Here is a 19,005-nt window from a genome sequence, read left to right on the forward strand (position 1 = left end):
TTGGCCCGATAGGGCTGGGAGGCGATGATCAAGTCGAAATTGGCCTCGGTGCGGCCGGCCCGCGGAATGATCGAATCAAGCAAAAAGCGGTGGTCCTCGCGGTACAGCACCAGCGCCACCGGCCGCTCATAGATCGGCATGCCGGAACGGGGCGAGACGCTGGCCCGCCAGTTCTGCTCCAGAAACGGGCCCAATTCGGCAATTTGGGCCTCGAAATCGCCGGAAGCGGCCCCTCTTAAGGGAACTTCGTGCCAGATCATGCCGGCGGCGGCCGCGGGCGAAGCCGGCGTCAGCCAGGGCGCCTCGGCGTAATACATATTGGTCAGGACAAAGACCGTGGACGGGTGCTCGAACAGCCGGTCCGGCACCTTGTCCAGCGTCAGGCGGACGTCCTCGAGGCTGAGCTCCTTGCCCGCGATATAGAACGGCATATGGGGAAAGCGCGAGTGCATGGAGCGCATCACCCGCGCCAGCACCGTGCCGTCGCCGCAACCGGCATCGAACACCCGAAGCGCCGGCGGACGGGGATGGATCGCCGACAATTCCAGCGCGACCCGCTCGGCGATCACCCGCTTCTCGCCGCAGGTGTGGACGAACAGCAGGTATTTCTGGCGGTTCTCGAAAAAGCGAAAATTGCCGCGGGGGTCGCGCCGCTCAGGCGCCACCTCGAGCGGGCGCGGCGGCGGCATTCCGCCAGGCATCGCGGCCGCGATATAGGCCTGGATGCGATCGAGCGTGTCGATGGTGATGCGCTTGCCCTCGCGCAGGCGCGCGACCAGTTTGCCGTCGTTGACGGCGCGCCGGCCAAACGTCGATTCCGCCATATCGGCGTTGCGGCAGAACTCCGATATCTGGGCGAGGATCTCTTCGTTTTTCATCTGGCGTGATTGGGAAAAAAGCGGTGGGCAACGGCGCAACGGGAGCGCTGTCCTACCACCTTCTTCCCACGCCTGGAATGCTCGCCGTGGCGTTTGAGCTTCGCCACACTTACCGGTATATAGAAGAAAAAATCGATACTTCGGGGCGAGTATGTTCAGGTTGTTTTGTGTTGTGGCGCTGGTGTTTACGGCGTCATTCGGAAGCGCTGCCGCAGGTTATCTAGACGAGAACCCCGACGAAGTATTCGAAAGCGTCTATGAACGAATCGGCGCGTTGCCGGTCCAGGCCGCTCGCGATCCCTTTGTCTGGCTTCGCCTGCAGGAACTCAAGCGCGAACCCTGCGATCAGAAGAGCATCGAAGATCTCGCGCTTATGCTCGGCTCGCTGGGCTACCGGCGGCAGGCAGCGGACAGCCTTTACAGGTTCGTCCTGAATTGCGGCGCACCGATAACGGCACTGCATCGCTCGATCGATATCTATCTGAAGCTGACCGACTATCCAAAGGCGGTGGAAGTCGCCGACGAATTCATGCGCCGCGCGCCATCGAACCGCGATGCTCATTACCTGCGTGGCTTAGCGATGGAAGGCGTCAAAGATTAAAAAAGAGCCCTTGTCGACTACTCTGACGCCATTGGGCTGTATGGCGCCGACAAAAAGGGAATTTCAAGCACCGTATTTCTGCACATGGCGGGCGCCTATGCCGCGCTCAAGCAGTTCTGCGAAGCCACGGCGCCGATCAATCAATGGGTGGCGTTGGATCCGGCGGCCAGGGACAATAGCCGCAGCCAGAAGATCATCGCCGACTACGAGCAGCAGGGTAACTGCGTCTCATCCACAGAGCCGCGCAAGGAACGCTTCCCGTTGCCGGCCAAAAAGGGGGTCATAACGGTAAAGGCGGGAGATCAACGGAACACGCGGATTGTTCATCCTCGACACTGGCACAACTTACGTGTCCGTGAAGTCTGCCTTCGCCAGCCGGGCCAAAATTCCCGAAAGCGACGCCAGCGAGATTACCCTGATCACGGCAAGCGGGCAGACCAAAGCCAAGCTTTCGAGGGCCGACAAGATAGCGCTCGGCAAACTGGAGGCCGTCAACGTCCCTGTCGCCATCCAAGCGGACGACAAGGTTTATGGCGCGGGCATCGACGGCCTCTTGGGAATGAGCTTCCTGTCACGCTTTGAAGTCCAGATGGCGGGCGATGTTGTCGAAGTCCGCACCCGTCAACCAAAGAAGTGAGGTTGAGGACCCGCGCTGCCGTCGCGGGACTACGGGTGCGACCGAGTGATCGGGTCGCAGATGAGGTCAGGACATGCAAACCCACTGCGTTCCGCTCATGCCAATCGCGTGAGCGGCGCCGCGAGCCAGATCAAGCGTAACGCCGCGCGTAAAAGGGCCGCGGTCATTGATTGTCACCGTCACGGATCTGCCGTTCTCGGGATTGGTAACCGCCACCTGCGACCCGAAAGGAAGCGTGCGATGCGCCGCGGTGAAGCCACCTGAATTGAAGGCCTGGCCACTCGCCGTTCGGCGCCCCGAACTATAGTAGGTCGCGACGACATGTTGTCCCGCACAAGATCCGTGCGGACGGGAGTGCGAGAAGAACCAGGCAAAACCGCGGCTCTGGGCCGGCGCGGACGACGCGATCAGTGACGTCGCAACCAATGCAGCGATGCAAAAAATGGGTCGCATCGATCCCTCCAAAGACTAAATGACTAAGAGCAACTCGCGTCCGCGGCAAACGCAAAGACACAGAGCACGACAATCGAAATTACGACCAATGGGATAAAGCCAGGAAACATACGCTGTCGTGAAGGAAACCCCGGGTTCCGGCAACCAGAACCTCGCATTAAGACTACCGGCGGTTCCCGATTTAACCTTCTCGGAGAAGGCCGCGCGTGCCACGTGCGCCCTGCTCTTTGCCGGACTGCCGAAAAAGCGCGCCGTCGCCCACTTGATGACTTGCTGATGACGGCTGTCGCGCCAGAACGGCGGCCTGAACCAATTTCCGGACTCACATAACGTACGCAGTTGAGTTAAATGGTTGCGGTGGCACGCCGACGAAGAAGGGACCGACATGCGAAGCCGAGCGGCAATCTCTGGGGCGATGGTCGGCCTGATCATCTCGATGTCCGCGGTGCAGGCCTCAGAGGTCTGGGTTCAGCAGTCGCGTGGCCGGATATAGTCCCTCAACGCCTGTCACCTGCAATCAGGCCAATGCCTCCTCGCCCGCCTGCTACAGCGCGACGCAGCAGACCAGGGGCAAATAACCGACAACGATTGATGACGGGTTCGAGATTGGCGACCCTTCGCCCGGAAGGAACGCCAATGCCGTATCAGATGCCTGCCACTAATACTTGGCGATCACCGCCGTGCTTTGCAGCTTCGCGGCCGCGACCACTTCGGGCGGCACGGCCTTCTGGTGCTTTTCGAGCTCAAGCATGAAAGCATCGCCCGCGGCCCTGTCCTTGAATTCCCACAGTCTGTTCTTCACGCCTTCGAAGATCAGCGAATAGACGGCAAGCTGAATGCCTTCGCGCACCGCAAGCGTCGGTGGCGTGTTCTTGGTAAAGCCGATGTCGGCCTGCAGCAGCTTGTCGACCGCGGCGAACAGGAAGCCGGTGCCGGAGACATTGATCGAGTAGACGGTCTTGGTCGTCGTCACCGAGGCGAGTACCCGCCCGCTCTGCACACTGACTGCGCGCAGCGCCACCGTGACGATGTCCTGCCGGTACTGTACGTTGGGTCCAACGCCGAGATAGACGGCGCCGACGCCGCCCGTGGTCTCGTTGGTGTCGTAGCCGATCACCCCGCCATCGAGCAGGATACCGGCGAAGCGAAGCGGCGGCAGGCTCTGCGCCTTTTCGCCGTCGATCGCGGTCCGCGTGTTCTGGATAATCTGCCGTTCCTGCAACAACGGCTGGAGATCGGCGCGCTCGGCGACATCGAACCACGCGCCGCCGCCCGCTTTCACCGCCACGTCGGTCAGGATCGAGCTGCCGCCTTGCGTCAGCGCGCGCGAGAATTCGGCAAAATTGTCGTTGGATTTATTCTGACCGGTCAGGTCGGGAAAATTATAGACGGAGACGTCGAGCTTGCGCTTCGGCGGCGGCAACGCGTCGAGAACAAGACCGGTCTTGGTCGCCGGCACCAATTTGGCGGCCTCGTCAAGCGGATCCTTGGCCGTCCCTGCCGTCGGGTTGAACATGCACCCGCCCAACGACAGCACGAGCAGCGAGAAGCACGCCAGTCTGGCAACACGCAGTACCAAGTTAACCCCCACCCCGATCAACGAACCGCAGTCCCGACCTGTTATCAGCGCTGTGTGACAGCTGTCCCAGTGCTGACGTTATGCAACGAGGTCATGGCATTCCGGAATTGGTTCCAAGCGGATTCGCCACGGAGCGGCGGAAAACCTGAGACGTTGCGCCGTTACCGTTGGCCCCGCTCGTCGATGGCGTTGTCGGGGTCGTCGGGGTGAAATTGCTCGGAAAGTTGATCGTGGGACCGTTGTTGCCGGAATTGACGCCTTCTCCTTGCGCCTGCGCAGTCGACAACAGAAAGGTCCCGTTGGAGGGATTACCGCCAAGCGCCGGGCTGATCGGATGATAGACCTGCTCGGTTGCCAAGGCCAACGTGGAGACCGGCGTAAAGGCCGGCGACAAAAAGCCGATCGTGCCAACAAGACACGCGATCCGAAATCCAGTTTTACTCATATCCCCTCGCCCCCTTTGTAATCACGCAGCCAACAGTTCAAAACGATCCGTCACCTGACGGCCAGCACATTGCCGACACGAAAGATGGTGGCCGGCGGCGCGCCCTTCGGCTGAAAGAAATCCAGCGTGCCGTTCGACGACCGCCCGATCAGCAAATCCACCGGCGCTGTGCCGGGCGGCTGGAGCACATCGACCGTGAGCCCCTTCACGCCGAGCAGATACAGGTTGGCGAACAGGCCCTGCCCCTTTTGCAGCACGGCAACGTTGTCATGCGCGCCGCCGAGAATACCGACATTGGAGAAATTGCCCGCACCTGACTGATTCTGAACCACGACATTGTTGCGTCCCATCTCCAGCGTCCCGGCGAAGTTCCCACCGGTCGCAGGCACGGTGGTTTCCGGCGTGGGCTGGGTGACGCTGCCATGCGGCGTGGAAGTGAAAAACGCCGGCGACGGCGCGCCGACCGGGGAGGAGATCAGGGATCGGCCGGCGAACGAACCGTTGCCGGCCTGCGTGACGAAAGCGCTTTCCGCACAAGCAGGCTGAGCAGCTGTCGCTGCAAAAGCGGCCGTGAACGCGATGGCACTGAAATGATTTCTCAAGGCGAAACGCATGAGACACTCCCGGAATTTGAATCGAGCACCAACTTGGCCTGGAAGTGACCCGCATCGGATGCACCCAGCAAGGTCGTCGAAAGAACTTCTTCCCGGTTGGCTTCCAAGTTGAAGTTGCCGCTTTGAGTGTTGAGGCTGGTGCCGCTTGCGCTGATCTTCCTGATGTCGAACCGGTAGCGTCCCTTGACGTCTTCGCGGCTGTTCGCAACGGCCTCGATACGGATGGCCTCGCCATCCGCCGTGACCCGAATACGACAACCGATCGTCATGACCCGTTCGACCTTCGCAGGCGGCGCACCTGCCCGCGCACAAGAAACAACAAAACCCAAAGCCGCCGTGAAGAACCCTTTGATCAAAACCGTGCGTACGTCCGGCATCGGCCCCTCTCAAAGGAAAAGCGGCGAGAGGTGATCCCGCCGCTCCTGTTAGCTTAGTGCTGCGTAACGACCGCCGTGTTGTGCGATCCGAACTGCGCCGTCACCGACGAGTTGGTGACACCGACGCTCGCGGTCTGCGTCGTCGTTGCGCTGTTGTTGTTGCCGACCTGCAACGTGGACTGCAGGTTTGCACCGATCATCGCCTGAAGGCCGGTGTCGTTCTGTGTGGCCTTGGCCTTGTTATTGTTGCCGACCTGGGCGATCAGCGAGCCGTTCAGGCCGCTGTTCAGCGGGTCCGCAATGCTCTGCTTGGTGGTCGCCTTGTTGTTGTCACCGATCTGGAGGGTCAGCGAAGCGTTGGTTCCGTCGCCGTTGCCGGTGGTCTTCTGCTTGGTCTTGGCAGCGTTACCGACGCCATCTTGAATGGTGGCTTGCAGGTTGTTGCCGTTGACCTGCTTGGTGGTCGCGGTGTTGTCGACGCCGAACTGGGCGGTCAGCGAGGCGTTGGTGGCCTGATCGCTGCTGTCGCCCGAGGTCGAGCCCTTCTGCTTCGTCGTCGCGGTGTTGCCGGTGCCGACCTGCAACGTGGCGGAGTCGTTCAGGACGCCGCTCGTGGCAGTGGACTTGTTGCCGGAACCGTTCGAGGTCTGATCGGTGTTGGCGGTGTTGTCGCGGCCGAACTGCAGCGAGACCTGATTGTTGTCACCGCCTTGACCCGGCTTTTTTCCGCTGCTCGCACCCGACGAACTCTGCGACACGTTCGCGGCGTTGTCGGTGCCGACCTGAAGGACGGCGGAATCGTTGATGCCGCCATTCGTGCCGGTCAGCTGGCCGGTGACCGCGGTGTTGCCGTTGTTCTTGTTGCCGGTGCCGAACTGCAACGTGGTCTGGAAGTTATTGCCACCGGCCTGGCCGGCCAGCGAATTGTTGCCGTTGCCGAACTGCCCGGTGAACGAGGCGTTCTTGTTGGCGGTGTCGTTGGTCTGAAGCGTCTCGGCGGTGTTGGCGTTGCCAATCTGAAGGGTGGCCTGGCCGTTGTTGCCGCCGATCTGGCCGGCCTGTGAGGTGTTGTTGTTGCCGAACTCGACGGTGGCGGACTTGTTGGGACCGTTGCCGTCGTTCTGCTGGGCCGTGACGGACGAGTTCTTCTTGCCCGACTGGATGGTGGCTTGCGCGTTGTCGCCAGCGATCTGGCCGACCTTCGCGGTGTTCTTGCTACCGGCCTGGAGGATGAAAGACTCGTTGCTGGCGGCAGAAGCCAGCGACGTCGTGGCCAGAAGGATGGCCAGCGCCGTGAGATGCTTCATGACAATTCCTTAGTTTTCCAAAGCGGGGTCAGCGACGATCGCTGCCCTCGGCGGAGCCGTTAACACGCTGTTAACGCCGACCACAATGGGCGCAGAAAAATTTCATATAACCGTTACAATCGACAACGAGAAAGCCCTGCAAATCGCGGACTTCTTGACTTTCCTGCATCGGAAATTTCGTTGGCGCGGAATAAATTCGCGATCACGGATTTCGGCAAAAAAACCACACGCTGATTGATCCCGGCACGCCGTTCGGACTTGAAATTTTTCTGTCACGTTCAGCCATTAATAGTGCCACGGTTGTCGGAATTTTGTCCGCCGACATATGTGTCAGCGCTCTCGCGTTGTAGACTGCGCTTCGATATCCTTTTTAAGGACTCGGGGTCGCGGCCGCGGATACATATGACGACAATCGAAGAACTGGTTGAAGCGAACGCCATCTCGCGAATTCAGGTCGAGATGCATTCGCGCGACCAGGAGCTGCGATTGCTTTACGGCACGCCGGATTTCATCGCCTGGCTCGGCGAGCTGGCAAAAGGCGCTGGTCCGGAACGGAGGCTCGGCGAAGCAACCGCTGCTGAACAGGTCGACGACCTCTTCAACTTATTCTTGAGCGGCCAGCCTCTGGTTTACATGAAACAATTCAGGTCGATACGCGCGGAGAAGAATGCGGTTTGGGAATTGAAGACGCCGGATGTCCGGATTTTCGGCTGGTTTTTGCAGAAGGACTGCTTCGTCGGCGTATTTGGAAACTGGGCCGACGTGATCAAGGACCACGATCTTTATCGTGGATACAGGATTGCCATCCGGCGGCTGCGTCGAGACCTGGGTGTGGACGAAACGTTGTGTGTGCAGGGGGTGACGCCGGGTGACGTACTTTCACTTTGATATCGGCGAGCGTGCGCGCCATGCCGGCCGTTTCATCGGACGCGTGCGGGGCGAGCTGTTGCGGGCGCTTATGGAGCGCAAGAGCGAGATCGGGTTTTCCCAGCAGGGCCTGGCTCGAAAGCTCGACACCGAGCGCGCGCTGATCAACCGGCAGCTTTCGGGCGAAGCCAGTCTCTCGTTGCGTTCGCTGGCGGATCTCGCCTGGGCGATGGATATGGAAATCTCGTTCGAATTGAAAAAGCCGCATCCCAAAGCCGGGCAAAACCAGCCGATGACGACATCGACCGTCAGTCACGGCCAGATCAAATACATCAACGGCGCCACCAAACGGGATTCGGTGCGCGCGTTGCCTGCCAATTCCGATCTCGAGCAGCCGAAAAAATCCGCATGATGGAACGTTACGGCTATTCGATCTTCTGCGACGACATTCGCAATGAACCCGGCGGCAAGCTCTCGTTCGTCGGCTGCTACAACGCGGTGATGTTCACTTCACCGACCTTTCCGCTGGTGCTGCCGAAGTTCTGCATCCACTTCCACGTCTTCTCGCCGGCGACGCAGCCTTACGAGACCGTGCTTTCGCGATGTTATGTGCCCGGCCGGACCGACCCGGTCGCCGAAGAATCAATCGAGGTGCCGCGACTTCAGGACCAGGTGAATCTGTTGGCGAGCCTGCCGAAAAATGGCGGCGCCCCGCCCTGCATCGTCGTGGCCGCAAGCCTTGTTTTCACGCCGCTGGAAATTCCCGAACCCGGAATCATCCAGGTGCGGGCGCTGATCAACGGCGGCCCGGGCGAACTCCATGTCGGTTCGCTGACGGTCACGCCGGCGCAGTAACGGGCGATAACACCCTTAGTGGCGCTGGGTCACCGTGGCCTGATTGCCGTTGCCATGCTGCACGATCGAAGACGCATTTCCGCCGCCGGTCTGGGAGACCGTGACAACATTGTTGGCGCCGACCTGTATCACCGCGGACGTGTTGGCCGCAGCTGGGGTCGTATTCACAACCGGTGAATTGACCGCCTTCGGCTGCACCGGAAGGGCAAGCATCGCCGCCGACTGCATCGCCTTCACTGAATTGGCCGAGGACTGTTCGGCAGCGGTAGCCCTGGTAGTCAATTGAGCGATGAAAGCTTCGTTCGCCGAGGCCGGACAAGCGGACGCTGTCAGCCATGTGATTGTCAGCAATGTGACAGCTAGAGCGACGAGGCGCATGCGAACTCCCTCCACCGAGGCAACAGCAATAGGAAGTTCGCCTTAAGAATGGGTAACGACGGCACGTCCGTCGATCGATGCGGGCGCGGCGTCGTCGACAACGCGAACCCTGGCCACGAACGAGAAGCGCCGTCGCTGCTTCAAGATTGGCAATTCGACCAGATGCCAGGACAGCGCCGCAAAGCCGACGATGCAGGGGATAGCGAGCGCGAGCTGACCGACCGGGCTTGTCGCGCCCGGAAACAGGCTGATCATCATCTGCTGGATCGGCATTCCGTAAAGATAGATTCCGTAGGAATAGTCGCGCTCGTGAAGAAATGCCGGCAGCGGCAGCGGCGAGGCTCCGAGATAGGCCATCACGTAGACGAGCGGTGCGGAGGCTACAACGTTCAGGAGCGGAATGCCGAGCCAGTCGCACGGCCCGGCGATTGCGACGCCGAACAGGAGGACCACGCAAAGGCCGAAACCGAGATGGCTGTAGGGGATGCGATATCTGAGGAGGTAGGCGGCAATTCCCAGCATGAACGCCACCAGCAGCCGCGAGCCTCGATCCGCGAAAAACGAATAGAGGGCTTTCCCAAACGATTCCTCGGCGGCCGGCGGCGGCACGACGCCGTGAAGAACCATCGCAAGCCCAGCGATCGACAGAATTGCCGCAAACGCGATGATGAGCGCGGGGCGGCGCAGAACGCCAAACGACATGAACGCCGACATGATGAGATAGCAGGCGAATTCATATGGCACCGTCCAGAGCGAATAGTTCACCAGCGGGAGTTCGTTGTGCTCGAATACGCCGGGCAGGCGAAAATTCATCAGCCCGACGATGTTGGTGAGATATTTGTAGGTCTCAGGCCGGGACAGATATTCGAGCGGAGGAAGGCTGGTGAATATCAAGCCGAGGATGAAAGCCGAAAGCAGGACTTCCACGACCAGCGCCGGAAAGATACGCAAGCCCCGATTGATGAGAAAATTGGGAAGGCTCAGCCGTTGCGCGCTGCCCGCGATCAGAAAGCCGCTCAGGGCAAAAAACGTGAACAGGATCGCATAGCCGGCAAACCAGACGATGCGGACGTGCTCGAGGTCGATCCCGTCCTTGGCGAGATTGAACGAGTGCCAGGCGACGACCGACAGCGCCAGGAAGATACGTAGAAAGTCGAACCCGGGTCCGAAACCGCGGTGCTTGTCCAGCTGCTCGCCCAGGCTGACCACGTCGCCCTCTCGTCCACCGTGCAGATCAAAACTTCGCGCGGCGACGACAAACGCCGGCGACGCGACCCAAAGCGACCTTTTCGGTAAAATTTGAACGACAGGTTAATGGCAGGGCCGCAACCCGCGACGGAAGCCGCCCCAACCGGGCAGCGTCAGCGAATCCATAACAGATCGTTTCAATCTGTCGGTGTTATCGCCCGCTTGCCTTACCTTCCCCACACGTCCTGCGCCACTTCGACTGCGAGACGAAGTTTGGCCCACTGCTCTTCCTCGGTGAGGATGTTGCCTTCCTCGGTCGAAGCAAAGCCGCATTGCGGCGACAGCGCGAGCTGGTCGAGGGAAACGAATTTCGAAGCCTCCTCTAGCCGGCGCTTGATATCGTCCTTGCTCTCCAGCGCGCCGCTTTTGGACGTGATCACGCCGACCACCACGACCTTGTTGCCTTTGGGCAGATAACGCAGCGGTTCGAAGCCGCCGGCGCGCTCGGAATCGTATTCCAGGAAGTAGCCGTCGTAATTGGTGCTGGCGAGCAGCGTTTCGGCCACCGGCTCGTAGCCGCCGGACGAAATCCAGGTCGAGCGGAAATTGCCGCGGCAGACATGCGTGGTGACGGTCATGTCGGCGGGGCGCTCGGCCAGCGCGTAGTTGATCACGCGGGCATAGATCTGCTGAAGGCCGTCGAGATTGTCGCCGCGTTCGTGTGCCTTTTTCAATTCGTCCTGCGAACAAAGATAAGCCCAGACCGTGTCGTCGAACTGAAGATAACGGCAGCCCGCGTCATAGAACGCCCTCACCGCCTTGCGGTAGGTTTTCGCGAGGTCCTGGAAGAAGACGTCGAGGTCGGGGTAGACCTCCTTCGAGATCGACTTGCGGCCGCCGCGGAAGTGCAGCACCGCGGGCGACGGGATCGTCATCTTCGCCGTCACGTGGGCGGCGTCGCATTGCTTCTTCAGAAATTTGAAATGCGATAGCATCGGATGGTCGTCGGGGAAGTCGAGCTTGCCGATGACGCGCACCGCCTGGTGCCGGGTCTGGACGCCCGCGAACTGGATGCCCTCACCGGCATCGAACATTTCGCAGCCCGTCAGCTTGGAGAGGAAATCGAAATGCCACCATGAGCGGCGGAACTCGCCGTCGGTCGCAAGCTTCAATCCGGTCGAGGCCTGCCGGTGCACGACCTTCTCGATCTCCAAGTCTTCGGCTTTGCGCAGCTCTTCGGCCGAGATCTCGCCCTTCTCGAGCCTGGCGCGCGCCTCCTTGATGCGCGGCGGCCGCAGCAGGCTGCCGACTTCATCGGCACGGAAAGGGGGTTTTGTTCGTTGCATGGTATTCTTCCTCCATCTCTCCTTTGTCATGGCCGGGCTTGACCCGGCCATCCACGCCTTATCCTTCTAAATATAAGCAAGACGTGGATCACCGGGACAAGCCCGGTGATGACGGATGTCACGTCTTCCCCGCCACACCCAGAAAACGTTCGAGCGCGGCGGAATCGGCCTTCAAGGCGCCGCTTGCGGCATCGTGCACGATCGTGCCCCGTTCCAATATCACGGCGCGGTCGGCAAGCCCCAGAATTTTCTGCGCGTTCTGCTCGACAATGATCGAACAGATGCCGCCCGAACGGGTGATGGTGCCGAGCGCCCGCAGCAGTTCCTCGACGATTATCGGCGCGAGCCCTTCGGTCGGCTCGTCCAAGAGCAGCACTTTCGGATTGAGCGTCAGCGCGCGGCCGACCGCGAGCATCTGTTGTTCGCCGCCGGAGAGCTGGTTACCAAAATTAAAGCGCCGCTCCTTCAGCCGCGGAAACATCTCGTAGACCCGCTCCACCGTCCACGGCCCAGCTTGCGCCACCGCGGTCATGTTTTCTTCGACCGTCAGCGAGCGGAAGATATTACGCTCCTGCGGCACCCAGCCGATCCCGGCACGCGCCCGCTGATCGGGCCGCATCGCCGTGATATCGCGTCCGGCAAGCGCCACCTTGCCGCCAAAACGGCGCGTTACGCCGACGATCGAATTGATCAGCGTGGTCTTTCCGGTGCCGTTGCGCCCTAACAACGCCAGCACCTCGCCTTCCGCCAGGCGCAGCGTCATGTCGGGCAAGACCACGGCCTCGCCATAGCCGGCGCGTAAATGTTCCACAGCAAGCAGATCAGCCATATTAGCCATCTTGGGCTGCCTCGCCGAGATAGACCGCCTTGACTCTGGGGTCGCGCGCCACCTCATCGGGGGCGCCTTCCACCAGCATGGCGCCATTGACCAGCACCGAAATCCGGTCGGCGAACGAGAACACCAGGTCCATGTCGTGCTCGATCAGCAACACCGTGACGTCGCGCGGCAGGTGAGCTACCGCGGCGAGAATATCGTGGCGTTCGCTTTCGGGAACGCCGGCGGCCGGTTCGTCGAGCAATAGCACGCGCGGTTTGGTGGCAATTGCGACTGCGATCTCGAGCAGGCGCTGCTTGCCGTAAGGCAACGTCGCGGTCACTTCGTTCATGACATCGGTGAGACGAAAGCGTTCGAGGTTTTCGGCGATCTCGGCGTTGACATCGCCGCGTGTGCCCATCACCCGCCACCAGTCGCCGCCGCGGCCGAGCCGCTCGGAGACCGCAAGCCCGATGGTCTCGATCGGCGTCAAATCGGGATAAAGCTGGTTGATCTGGAAGGTGCGCGACAGGCCGCGCAGCACGCGGCCATGCACGGCCAGGTCCGTGATGTCGTTGCCTTCCAGCAGTATCCGCCCCGAGTTCGGCTTGAGCACGCCGGTCAACAGATTGATCACCGTGGTCTTGCCGGCGCCGTTCGGGCCGATCAACGCGTGACGCGCGCCTTGCGCGATTTTCAGCGAGAGGTCGCGCGTGACCTTGAGGCCGCCGAACTGCTTTTCCAGGCTGCGTGTTTCGAGGGCCGGCATCATGACCCATCGCTCTCGGGAATGGCGACCGCGGCCTTGTTGCCGGCGAACTGCCGAATGACCAGATTGGGCACGAACAACACCCAGCGATGCAGCCGCGCACGGCCGATCAGCACAATCGCAACCAGCACCAGCCCGATCCAGAACAGCCAGTATTGCGGCGTGATGATCTGGAATAGCTCCTGCAACATCTTGAACACGACGGCGCCGATCAAGCCGCCATAGAGATAGCCGGTGCCGCCGATCACAAGCACCAGCATCAGGTCGGCCGAACGATCGAAGGCGAACACATCGAGCGACGCCAGTTGCGTGGTCTGGGCGAACAGCGCGCCGGCGATACCCGCATAGAAGGAAGCCAGCGTATAAACCGCGATCAGGCGGCGGTTGACGGGCACGCCGACCGCGGCCGCCCGCAACGGATTATTCTTGATCGCCCGCAGCGACAGCCCGAACGGCGAATGCACGATCCGCCGCGCAACGAGAAACAGCACGAACAACACCGCGAGTGCATAGAAGAAGCCGACCTTGCCGAACATGTCGAAGCTGAAGAGGCCAAGCACCGGCGCCATTTCGATGCCCTGCAGCCCATCCGTGCCGCCGGTGATGTTGGAAAAACGTTCGCCGAGCGCTTCCAGCAGCAGCGCGATGCCGAGCGTCACCATCAGCCGGGTGAGATCGACGCCGCGGATCACGAGGAAACTCGTGACGAAGCCGACCACGGTGGCGGCGAGACCCGCCAGCACCAGCGCAGCGACAGGCTCGGTGACGATGCCGTGCAGCGCGAGCAGACCCGCGCAGTACGCGCCGACGCCGAAGAAGGCCGCATGGCCGAGCGAGACGATGCCGGCATAGCCGAGGATCAGGTCGAGCGAGAGCGCAAACAGCGCCAGCCGCACGATGTCGGTCATGATCAGGTAACGCGAGGGAAACAGAAATGCGCAAGCCAGTGCGAGACACCAGAATACGATCTCGCTCCAGTGCCATCTGGCATTGGCCCTCGCGATCTTTCCGATGTCGGAGGAAACGCTCATGTCAGCGGGTCGCGGTGCGGCCGAACAGGCCGTTGGGACGCCAGATCAGGATCACGATCATGATGGTGTAAATCACGAACGGACCCATTTTCGGCACGTAATATTTGCCGGCGACGTCGCCGATGCCGAGCAGGAGCGAGGCCAGAAACGGCCCGGTGATGCTGGAGGAACCGCCGACCGTCACCACGATCAAAAAGTAGATCATGAACTTCAGCGGAAAGTACGGATCGAGCCCGAGGATTTCCGCGCTCAACGCCCCGCCGAGGCCTGCAAGGCCGCAGCCGAATGCAAACGTAAAGGCAAAGACCTGCGGCACGTTGATGCCGAGCCCGCTGGCCGCGCGGGGATCGTCGACCGCCGCGCGCAGACGGCTTCCGAAGCGCGTGCGGGCCAGGATCAGTTGCAACAGCGCGGTCAACAATCCGCAGATCACGATGATCATCAGCCGGTAACGGCCGACGCCGACCCCGAAGACGTCCAGCTGACCTTCCAGCACGGAAGGAAGCTGGATGAAGACCCGCGACGAGCCCATGATGTAATCGACCGCGGCCACCGACATGAAGACAAGACCGATCGAGAATAGCACCTGGTCGAGATGGCTTCGCGTGTAGAGATGGCGGTAGAGCAAGCGTTCCAGCACCACGCCGATCAGGCTGCTTCCGACAAAGGCCAGCGGCAGTGCGGCAAAAAACGGCCAGCCGTGTTGATTGACCAGCACCGCGCAGATGTAGCCGCCGGTCATCGCAAAGGCGCCATGGGCGAGATTGACGAAGTTCATCAGCCCGAGCGTCACTGCCAGTCCGCACGCCAGCACGAACAGCAACATGCCGTAGGCGACGCCGTCGAACAGGATGGTGAGGATGGAGGTCATGGGCGGCAGCTAACCATTATCTAAGGCCGTCATGCCCGGCCATAGTAGTCTGCTTTGCGCAGACTACGCAAACTTGTCTGCGGTGCCAGGCATCCACGTCTTACTTCTGCTTGCGAAGGAAAGACGTGGATGGCCGGGATAAACCCGGCCATGACGGTGAGTGTTGGGCCAGAATCCATTTCAACAACTTCGAGATCCCGGGTTCGTGTCTTCGACACGCCCCGGGATGACGCCGCTCTCGCGGCGTCACTTCTTGGTTTTGCCGGAATCCTTCACCGCCGGGAACGTCGCGAATTCGACATTGTAGAGTTCGCCGTTGACCTTCTCGACCTTGCGGATGTAGACGTTCTGCACGATATCGCGCGTCTCCGGATCGATCGAAATCGGACCACGCGGGCTTTCCCACTTCATGCCCTTCATCGCTTCGATCAGGGTATCGCCGTCGGCCTTGCCGCCGGTTTTCTTCAGTGCCTCGTAGACCAGATGGATGCCGTCATAGCCGCCGACCGCCATGAAACCCGGCCGCTGGTTATAGGCCTTCTTGTAGGCGGCGACGAACTCCTTGTTCAGCGCCGACGGATGAGCCACGGAATAAATATGAGCGGTGACGGTGCCGAGCACGGCGTCGCCCATGTCCTTCAACAGGTCGTCGTCGGTGACGTCGCCCGGGCCGATCACCTTGATGCCGGCCTTGTCGAGGCCACGCTCGGCATATTGCTTCATGAAGTTGCCGCCCTGCCCCGCCGGCACGAACACGAACATCGCGTCGGGCTTGGCATCCTTCATCCGTTGCAGGAACGGCGCGAAGTCGGGATTGGCGAGCGGCGTCTTGACTTCTTCGACGATTTCGCCGCCGCCGGCGACAAAATTCTGCTTGAAGAAATTCAACGCGTCATTGCCGGGCGCGTAGTCCGAGGTCAGGGTCGCGACCTTCTTGATGCCGTTTTTCACCGCCCAGTCCGCGATGATGGTGGAGGACTGCGCCAGCGTGAAGCTGGTGCGCACGATATAGGGCGAGCGTTCGGTGATGATCGAGGTGCCGGCCGCCATCACGATCTCCGGCACTTTGGCCTGCGTCGCCAAGGGTGCCGCGGCAAGCGCCGACGGCGTCACGCCAAAACCAGCGATGATGTTCACCTTGTCGTTGACGATGAGTTCCTGCGCCAGGCGCTTGGTATTGTCGGGCACCGTCGCGTCATCCTTGAGGATGACTTCGATCTTCTTGCCGGCGACGGTGTCGCCGTGCTGCTGCATGTAGAGCTTCACGGCATTGTTGATCTGGATGCCGGTCGACGCCTGACCTCCGGTCATCGGCACGATCAGGCCGATCTTGACGACTTCCTGCGCCGCCGTGGGCTGCGGGGCGAGCGCGCTTGCAACGACGCTGGCCGCAAGCAAGAGGTGACTGCGAACGAACATGAACGTTTCTCCCTGATCGATTTATGTCCGAAGATGACGGCTTCGGCGAAGCTTGTTGGCGCTAGATGGCATCGGTTGCGCCGCCGCCGTCAATTGAACGAAGGGCGCGCCTCTCCCGGCCTCAAGTCCGCCGGCGCCTCCCCTCGCGTCAGATTTCGGCCGCGACCGCCCCATGGTGCCATGGTACTGTCCACCGCAACAGGGCTTGGGGCAGCCGTGACGAGGCGACCAATTCCCTCAAAAATCGCGGCTCCTCCGCTACCTTTGGTCGGCCCAGCCCTCATTTGTACGAATGTACAAATTAAATGGTCCTGTCAACAAAAAGCCGAACCGGGCAAACGGCCCCAAATCCATCTTTTTTAAAGGCGATAGCCCTAGCGTCCTGCCAATGTCAGTCCACGCCCGCCATATCGTCACGATGACCGCGCTCGCGCTGGCGGCGGCGATGCTTGGCGGCTGCTCGTCGATCAATGAGAGAATGGGCCCCATGGTCGCCGATACGATCCCGGCCTGGGCCGGCGGCCTGCCAAAGGACGCGCCGCCCCGGAAGGGCACGCCGGAATACGATGCCTACATGAAGGAGCAGGAGCGCAAACGGCTCGAACCTGCGCCCTCCAACGCGAATGCGTCGGCGCCGGCTCCAGCGTCCGGGCTCAATCCGGTTCACTAGCAGCCAGAATCATTCGTCATTGCGAGCTACAGCGAAGCATTCCAGTTTCCTTCCGCGTAGCAGCTGTCATCTCCGGGCTTGTCCCGGTGATCCACGTCTTGCTTCCTTCGCGCGGAGACAAAGACGTGGATGGCCGGGTCATAGGCGAGCGGAAGCGACGCCGTTCTTCGAACGGCTATGCCCGGCCATGACGGAGTAATGGGCCTTGAATTCGTCATTACGAGCGCAAGCGCTCAATCCATGAACACCACGGTCTTGCGACCATTGAGGATCACGCGATCCTCCAGATGATGCCGCATGGCGCGCGCCAGCACGCGGCGTTCGATATCGCGGCCCTTGCGGACGAGATCGTCGGGCGTGTCGCGATGGCTGATGCGCTCGACGTCCTGGTCGATGATCGGGCCCTCGTCGAGATCGCGGGTGACGTAATGCGCGGTGGCGCCGATCAGTTTGACGCCGCGCTCGTGCGCCTGATGATAGGGCCGCGCGCCCTTGAAGCCCGGCAGAAACGAGTGGTGAATGTTGATGCAGCGGCCGGAGAGCTTTGCCGACAGATCATCCGATAGAATCTGCATATAGCGCGCGAGCACGACGAGGTCGGCCTCGGTCTCGCCGACAAGATTCCAAATCGCGGCTTCCTGCGCGCTCTTGGTTTCCTTGGTGACCGGCAGATAATGAAACGGGATGTCACCGAAATCAAGGTTCGCATAGGTCTCGCGCGGGTGATTGGACACGATCGCGGCCAGGTCCATCGCCAACTCGCCGGTGCGCCAGCGATAGAGGATATCGGCCAGGCAATGATCGGATTTCGAAACCAGCAACATCACGCGGCGGCGGCTGGCGCGGTCGCGCATCTGCCAGTCCATGCCGAAACGATCGGCAATCGCGGTGAAACCGGTTTGCAGCGGCGCCAGCCCTACGGCAAGATCGGCGGCGTTGAACACCACCCGCATGAAGAAGTGCCCGGTCTCGACATCGTTGAACTGTTGAGCGTCGAGAATGTTCTGCCCATTATGGGCGAGGAACGTCGTGACCGCGGAGACGATGCCCGGCCGGTCCGGACAGGAAAGCGTGAGGACGAACTGATGATCGGGCATGGCGGATCGGTGATATCTGGAGCAGAGGATGAAGTGCCCTGCTCTATCAGAGAGTGCGGCCTTGCGCTAATCCCGCAAAGGAACAAGATGAACAAACTGACGCTAACGGATCACAGATATGGCTGACCGACTGAACGGCTATCGTATCCTGATCCTGGAAACCCGCGAGGAAGCGCAATTTTCAAAATTGCTCGCCGAGCAAGGCGCCGACGTCCTGCAATGTCCGATGTTCACCATCAACGATCCACCCGACCCGGCGCCCGTCGAGGCCTGGATCCGCGACGCCATCGCGCGGCCGCTCGACGACCTTGTGCTGCTGACCGGCGAAGGCCTGCGCCGGCTGGTGAAAGCCGCGCGGCGGATTGCGATCGATCAGGACTTCGTTGCCGCGATCAGCAAGAGCCGCAAATTTACCCGTGGCCCCAAACCGGGACGCGCTCTGCGCGAGATCGGCCTTGAGCCGCAGATGACAACGGAAAAGCCGACGACCGAAGGCGTCATCGAACTGTTGTCGCGCGTGGATCTCTCCGGCAAGCGCGTCGGCGTGCAGCTTTATCCGGACAAGGATCACGGCGCGCTGTTGGGCGCGATCGCGGCCAAGGGTGCTGTGGCTTTCCCCGTGACGCCCTATGTGTACGATGCGCGCGCTGCCGACAGCCACATCGTGACCGCGATCGAGGAGATGGCCGCTGAGCGGATCGATGCGATCGCGCTGACGAATTTGGGCCAGATCCGCCGTCTGATCGACGTGGCGCGCGAACGCGGCCTTGAAGCGCGCCTGCGCGAGGGACTGACGAAAACACCGATCG

The 19,005-nt window shown here is 61.2% G+C and carries 22 protein-coding genes and 1 pseudogene; 7 read left to right on the forward strand and 16 right to left on the reverse strand.

The features are described 5' to 3' along the window. A pseudogene (locus ABSE61_RS32835) lies at positions 1 to 878 on the reverse strand (hypothetical protein); the annotation flags it as partial. Between the two features lie 151 nt (positions 879 to 1,029). Here ABSE61_RS32835 and ABSE61_RS32840 point away from each other — a divergent pair. Beyond that, positions 1,030 to 1,479 carry a hypothetical protein gene (locus ABSE61_RS32840; RefSeq protein WP_423875331.1) on the forward strand — a complete coding sequence of 150 codons (450 nt, stop codon included), beginning with the start codon at positions 1,030 to 1,032 and terminating at the stop codon, positions 1,477 to 1,479. Positions 1,480 to 1,798: 319 nt separating this feature from the next. Next, positions 1,799 to 2,116: a retropepsin-like aspartic protease family protein gene (locus ABSE61_RS32845; protein ID WP_423875332.1), complete on the forward strand. Its 318-nt coding sequence runs from the start codon at positions 1,799 to 1,801 to the stop codon at positions 2,114 to 2,116. A gap of 66 nt (positions 2,117 to 2,182) precedes the next feature. Here ABSE61_RS32845 and ABSE61_RS32850 read toward each other — a convergent pair whose 3' ends face one another. From ABSE61_RS32850 to ABSE61_RS32875, 6 genes are all read right to left on the reverse strand, one after another. Beyond that, on the reverse strand, positions 2,183 to 2,569 hold the full coding sequence (locus ABSE61_RS32850; RefSeq protein WP_423875333.1) for a septal ring lytic transglycosylase RlpA family protein: 387 nt from the start codon (positions 2,567 to 2,569) through the stop codon (positions 2,183 to 2,185). Between the two features lie 658 nt (positions 2,570 to 3,227). Then, positions 3,228 to 4,148, reverse strand: coding sequence for a CsgG/HfaB family protein (locus ABSE61_RS32855; protein WP_423875334.1), 921 nt, complete (start codon positions 4,146 to 4,148; stop codon positions 3,228 to 3,230). Between the two features lie 91 nt (positions 4,149 to 4,239). Continuing rightward, positions 4,240 to 4,593 carry a curli assembly protein CsgF gene (locus ABSE61_RS32860; protein WP_423875335.1) on the reverse strand — a complete coding sequence of 118 codons (354 nt, stop codon included), beginning with the start codon at positions 4,591 to 4,593 and terminating at the stop codon, positions 4,240 to 4,242. Between the two features lie 50 nt (positions 4,594 to 4,643). Then, positions 4,644 to 5,207 carry a hypothetical protein gene (locus ABSE61_RS32865; RefSeq protein WP_423875336.1) on the reverse strand — a complete coding sequence of 188 codons (564 nt, stop codon included), beginning with the start codon at positions 5,205 to 5,207 and terminating at the stop codon, positions 4,644 to 4,646. Beyond that, positions 5,192 to 5,584: a curli-like amyloid fiber formation chaperone CsgH gene (gene csgH, locus ABSE61_RS32870; RefSeq protein WP_423875337.1), complete on the reverse strand. Its 393-nt coding sequence runs from the start codon at positions 5,582 to 5,584 to the stop codon at positions 5,192 to 5,194. Before csgH ends, ABSE61_RS32865 begins: the two co-directional genes overlap by 16 nt. Before the next feature lie 53 nt (positions 5,585 to 5,637). Continuing rightward, positions 5,638 to 6,891 (reverse strand): hypothetical protein, encoded by a 1,254-nt coding sequence (locus tag ABSE61_RS32875; protein ID WP_423875338.1) that lies wholly within the window; start codon positions 6,889 to 6,891, stop codon positions 5,638 to 5,640. Between the two features lie 486 nt (positions 6,892 to 7,377). Between ABSE61_RS32875 and ABSE61_RS32880 the strand changes: the two genes are divergently transcribed. The 3 genes from ABSE61_RS32880 to ABSE61_RS32890 are packed head-to-tail and all read left to right on the forward strand — an operon-like array spanning position 7,378 to position 8,613. Beyond that, a complete protein-coding gene (locus ABSE61_RS32880; RefSeq protein WP_423875339.1) occupies positions 7,378 to 7,779 on the forward strand; it encodes a hypothetical protein in 402 nt (133 codons plus the stop codon). Beyond that, on the forward strand, positions 7,760 to 8,170 hold the full coding sequence (locus tag ABSE61_RS32885) for an XRE family transcriptional regulator (RefSeq protein ID WP_423875340.1): 411 nt from the start codon (positions 7,760 to 7,762) through the stop codon (positions 8,168 to 8,170). The genes ABSE61_RS32880 and ABSE61_RS32885 overlap by 20 nt, the downstream gene beginning before the upstream one ends. Next, entirely contained in the window at positions 8,167 to 8,613 is a 447-nt protein-coding gene (locus tag ABSE61_RS32890) for a DUF6941 family protein (protein WP_423875341.1), read from the forward strand. Before ABSE61_RS32885 ends, ABSE61_RS32890 begins: the two co-directional genes overlap by 4 nt. A gap of 15 nt (positions 8,614 to 8,628) precedes the next feature. On the opposite strand, the gene ABSE61_RS32895 is transcribed toward ABSE61_RS32890, so the two are convergent. The 8 genes from ABSE61_RS32895 to ABSE61_RS32930 form a co-directional block, all read right to left on the reverse strand. Then, positions 8,629 to 8,991, reverse strand: coding sequence for a curlin repeat-containing protein (locus tag ABSE61_RS32895; protein WP_423875342.1), 363 nt, complete (start codon positions 8,989 to 8,991; stop codon positions 8,629 to 8,631). 42 nt (positions 8,992 to 9,033) lie between these two features. After that, positions 9,034 to 10,200: an acyltransferase family protein gene (locus ABSE61_RS32900; RefSeq protein WP_423875343.1), complete on the reverse strand. Its 1,167-nt coding sequence runs from the start codon at positions 10,198 to 10,200 to the stop codon at positions 9,034 to 9,036. Between the two features lie 206 nt (positions 10,201 to 10,406). Beyond that, positions 10,407 to 11,525 (reverse strand): cobalamin-independent methionine synthase II family protein, encoded by a 1,119-nt coding sequence (locus ABSE61_RS32905; RefSeq protein ID WP_423875344.1) that lies wholly within the window; start codon positions 11,523 to 11,525, stop codon positions 10,407 to 10,409. Positions 11,526 to 11,643: 118 nt separating this feature from the next. After that, positions 11,644 to 12,354, reverse strand: a complete 711-nt coding sequence (locus ABSE61_RS32910; protein WP_423875345.1) for an ABC transporter ATP-binding protein — start codon at positions 12,352 to 12,354, stop codon at positions 11,644 to 11,646. Between the two features lies 1 nt (position 12,355). Beyond that, positions 12,356 to 13,111, reverse strand: a complete 756-nt coding sequence (locus tag ABSE61_RS32915; RefSeq protein WP_423875346.1) for an ABC transporter ATP-binding protein — start codon at positions 13,109 to 13,111, stop codon at positions 12,356 to 12,358. After that, positions 13,108 to 14,139 (reverse strand): branched-chain amino acid ABC transporter permease, encoded by a 1,032-nt coding sequence (locus ABSE61_RS32920; RefSeq protein WP_423875347.1) that lies wholly within the window; start codon positions 14,137 to 14,139, stop codon positions 13,108 to 13,110. The genes ABSE61_RS32915 and ABSE61_RS32920 overlap by 4 nt, the downstream gene beginning before the upstream one ends. Before the next feature lies 1 nt (position 14,140). Next, positions 14,141 to 15,010 (reverse strand): branched-chain amino acid ABC transporter permease, encoded by an 870-nt coding sequence (locus ABSE61_RS32925; protein ID WP_423875348.1) that lies wholly within the window; start codon positions 15,008 to 15,010, stop codon positions 14,141 to 14,143. A 246-nt stretch (positions 15,011 to 15,256) separates the two neighbouring features. Then, positions 15,257 to 16,429, reverse strand: a complete 1,173-nt coding sequence (locus tag ABSE61_RS32930) for an ABC transporter substrate-binding protein (protein WP_423875349.1) — start codon at positions 16,427 to 16,429, stop codon at positions 15,257 to 15,259. A gap of 388 nt (positions 16,430 to 16,817) precedes the next feature. Between ABSE61_RS32930 and ABSE61_RS32935 the strand changes: the two genes are divergently transcribed. Next, entirely contained in the window at positions 16,818 to 17,099 is a 282-nt protein-coding gene (locus tag ABSE61_RS32935; protein ID WP_423875350.1) for a hypothetical protein, read from the forward strand. Between the two features lie 233 nt (positions 17,100 to 17,332). Here the strand turns inward: ABSE61_RS32935 and purU are convergent, their stop codons facing one another. Beyond that, the gene (purU, locus tag ABSE61_RS32940; RefSeq protein ID WP_423875351.1) at positions 17,333 to 18,196 is read right to left on the reverse strand and encodes a formyltetrahydrofolate deformylase; all 864 of its coding nucleotides are present in this window, start codon (positions 18,194 to 18,196) and stop codon (positions 17,333 to 17,335) included. A 118-nt stretch (positions 18,197 to 18,314) separates the two neighbouring features. On the opposite strand from purU, the gene ABSE61_RS32945 reads away from it, so the two are divergent. Beyond that, the coding region (locus tag ABSE61_RS32945; RefSeq protein ID WP_423875352.1) for a uroporphyrinogen-III synthase at positions 18,315 to 19,005 on the forward strand (691 nt) is incomplete at its 3' end.

Origin of the sequence: Bradyrhizobium sp., from assembly GCF_049519115.1 — a bacterium.
In the GTDB taxonomy this organism is placed as follows: domain Bacteria; phylum Pseudomonadota; class Alphaproteobacteria; order Rhizobiales; family Xanthobacteraceae; genus Bradyrhizobium.

Excerpts from the sequence above, each read along its gene's own strand:
- ABSE61_RS32920 (WP_423875347.1), bottom strand. The coding sequence starts at position 14,139 with ATGAGCGTTTCCTCCGACATCGGAAAGATCGCGAGGGCCAATGCCAGA.
- ABSE61_RS32890 (WP_423875341.1), top strand. The coding sequence starts at position 8,167 with ATGATGGAACGTTACGGCTATTCGATCTTCTGCGACGACATTCGCAAT.
- csgH (WP_423875337.1), bottom strand. The coding sequence starts at position 5,584 with ATGCCGGACGTACGCACGGTTTTGATCAAAGGGTTCTTCACGGCGGCT.
- ABSE61_RS32910 (WP_423875345.1), bottom strand. The coding sequence starts at position 12,354 with ATGGCTGATCTGCTTGCTGTGGAACATTTACGCGCCGGCTATGGCGAG.
- ABSE61_RS32935 (WP_423875350.1), top strand. The coding sequence starts at position 16,818 with ATGTCAGTCCACGCCCGCCATATCGTCACGATGACCGCGCTCGCGCTG.
- ABSE61_RS32915 (WP_423875346.1), bottom strand. The coding sequence starts at position 13,111 with ATGATGCCGGCCCTCGAAACACGCAGCCTGGAAAAGCAGTTCGGCGGC.
- ABSE61_RS32875 (WP_423875338.1), bottom strand. The coding sequence starts at position 6,891 with ATGAAGCATCTCACGGCGCTGGCCATCCTTCTGGCCACGACGTCGCTG.
- purU (WP_423875351.1), bottom strand. The coding sequence starts at position 18,196 with ATGCCCGATCATCAGTTCGTCCTCACGCTTTCCTGTCCGGACCGGCCG.
- ABSE61_RS32930 (WP_423875349.1), bottom strand. The coding sequence starts at position 16,429 with ATGTTCGTTCGCAGTCACCTCTTGCTTGCGGCCAGCGTCGTTGCAAGC.
- ABSE61_RS32895 (WP_423875342.1), bottom strand. The coding sequence starts at position 8,991 with ATGCGCCTCGTCGCTCTAGCTGTCACATTGCTGACAATCACATGGCTG.
- ABSE61_RS32905 (WP_423875344.1), bottom strand. The coding sequence starts at position 11,525 with ATGCAACGAACAAAACCCCCTTTCCGTGCCGATGAAGTCGGCAGCCTG.
- ABSE61_RS32840 (WP_423875331.1), top strand. The coding sequence starts at position 1,030 with ATGTTCAGGTTGTTTTGTGTTGTGGCGCTGGTGTTTACGGCGTCATTC.
- ABSE61_RS32865 (WP_423875336.1), bottom strand. The coding sequence starts at position 5,207 with ATGCGTTTCGCCTTGAGAAATCATTTCAGTGCCATCGCGTTCACGGCC.
- ABSE61_RS32850 (WP_423875333.1), bottom strand. The coding sequence starts at position 2,569 with ATGCGACCCATTTTTTGCATCGCTGCATTGGTTGCGACGTCACTGATC.
- ABSE61_RS32925 (WP_423875348.1), bottom strand. The coding sequence starts at position 15,010 with ATGACCTCCATCCTCACCATCCTGTTCGACGGCGTCGCCTACGGCATG.
- ABSE61_RS32860 (WP_423875335.1), bottom strand. The coding sequence starts at position 4,593 with ATGAGTAAAACTGGATTTCGGATCGCGTGTCTTGTTGGCACGATCGGC.